The 1,542-nt window shown below is 61.5% G+C and carries 2 protein-coding genes; both read right to left on the bottom strand.

Annotation, left to right across the window (positions count from 1 at the left end):
* Nucleotides 1-922: electron transfer flavoprotein subunit alpha/FixB family protein (locus AWB82_RS36605; RefSeq protein WP_086974103.1), on the bottom strand; the 922-nt coding region annotated here is incomplete at its 3' end.
* Nucleotides 922-1,542: electron transfer flavoprotein subunit beta/FixA family protein (locus AWB82_RS36610; RefSeq protein ID WP_086974104.1), on the bottom strand; the 621-nt coding region annotated here is incomplete at its 5' end. The genes AWB82_RS36610 and AWB82_RS36605, both read right to left, overlap by 1 nt.

Here is a 1,542-nt window from a genome sequence, read left to right on the forward strand (position 1 = left end):
TCACCAGTTCCGGCACGACCGAGAACAGATCGCCGACGAGACCGTAGTCGGCCACGCTGAAGATCGGCGCTTCGGCGTCTTTGTTGATCGCGACGATAACCTTCGAGTCCTTCATGCCGGCGAGATGCTGAATCGCGCCCGAGATGCCGACGGCCACATACAGTTGCGGCGCGACGATCTTGCCGGTTTGGCCCACTTGAAAATCGTTCGGAACATAGCCCGCATCGACTGCCGCGCGCGATGCGCCCAGCGCCGCGCCGAGTTTGTCCGCGAGCGGCTCCAGCGTCTTCGTGTAGTTCTCGCCGCTACCGAGACCTCGGCCACCCGACACGATGATGTGCGCGCTCGTCAGTTCCGGACGATCCAGCTTCGTCACTTCGCGGCTCACGAACTGCGAGATGCCCGCATCGGCCGCGGCTTCGATCTTCTCGACCGACGCGTTGCCGCCTTCCGCCGCAACCGGATCGAACCCCGTCGCGCGAACGGTGACGACCTTGATCGGATCGCTCGATTGCACCGTCGCGATAGCATTGCCCGCGTAGATCGGGCGCTCGAAAGTATCGGGGCTATCGACGGCGGTGATATCGCTGATCTGCGCGACATCGAGATGCGCGGCGATACGCGGCGCGATGTTCTTGCCGTAAGCCGTCGCCGGAGCGAGGATGTGCGTATAGTCTTTCGCGATGTTCAGCACCGTCGCTTCGACATTTTCCGCGAGGCCTTCGGCGAGTTGGGGCGCATCGGCGAGCAGCACTTTCGATACGCCCGCGATCTTCGCTGCCGCATCGGCCACGCCCTGTGCGTTCGCACCCGCGATCAGCACATGAACATCGCCGCCGATCTTCGTTGCCGCTGCAATCGTGTTCAGCGTCGCTGCCTTGATCGACGCGTTGTCGTGTTCTGCAATAACGAGAGTCGTCATCAGATTACCTTCGCTTCGTTCTTCAGTTTTTCCACCAGCGTCTTCACGTCCGGCACCGTGATGCCCGCGCTGCGCTTCGCCGGCTCGACGACCTTCAGCGTCTTCAGACGCGGCGCGACGTCCACTCCCAGATCAGCGGGTTTCACCGTCGTCAACGGCTTCTTCTTCGCCTTCATGATGTTAGGCAGCGTCACATAGCGCGGCTCGTTCAAACGCAGATCGGTCGTGATCACGGCGGGCAGCTTCAATGAAAGCGTTTCAGCGCCGCCATCGACCTCGCGCGACACGGTGGCTTTGCCGTCCGCGATAACGACTTTCGATGCGAACGTCGCCTGCGGCAAACCCGCCAATGCAGCGAGCATCTGGCCGGTTTGATTCGAGTCGTCGTCGATCGCTTGTTTGCCGAGGATGACCAACTCAGGCTTTTCCTGATCGACCAATGCTTTCAAGATCTTCGCTACGGCCAACGGCTGCAGTTCATCCGCGGATTCGACGAGAATCGCGCGATCCGCGCCGATGGCCAACGCCGTGCGCAACGTCTCCTGACATTGCGTCACGCCGCACGACACAGCGATTACTTCGGTCGCAACACCCGCTTCCCTCAGACGCACCGCTTCTTC

Origin of the sequence: Caballeronia glebae, from assembly GCF_001545035.1 — a bacterium.
Taxonomy (GTDB): Bacteria; Pseudomonadota; Gammaproteobacteria; order Burkholderiales; family Burkholderiaceae; genus Caballeronia; species Caballeronia glebae.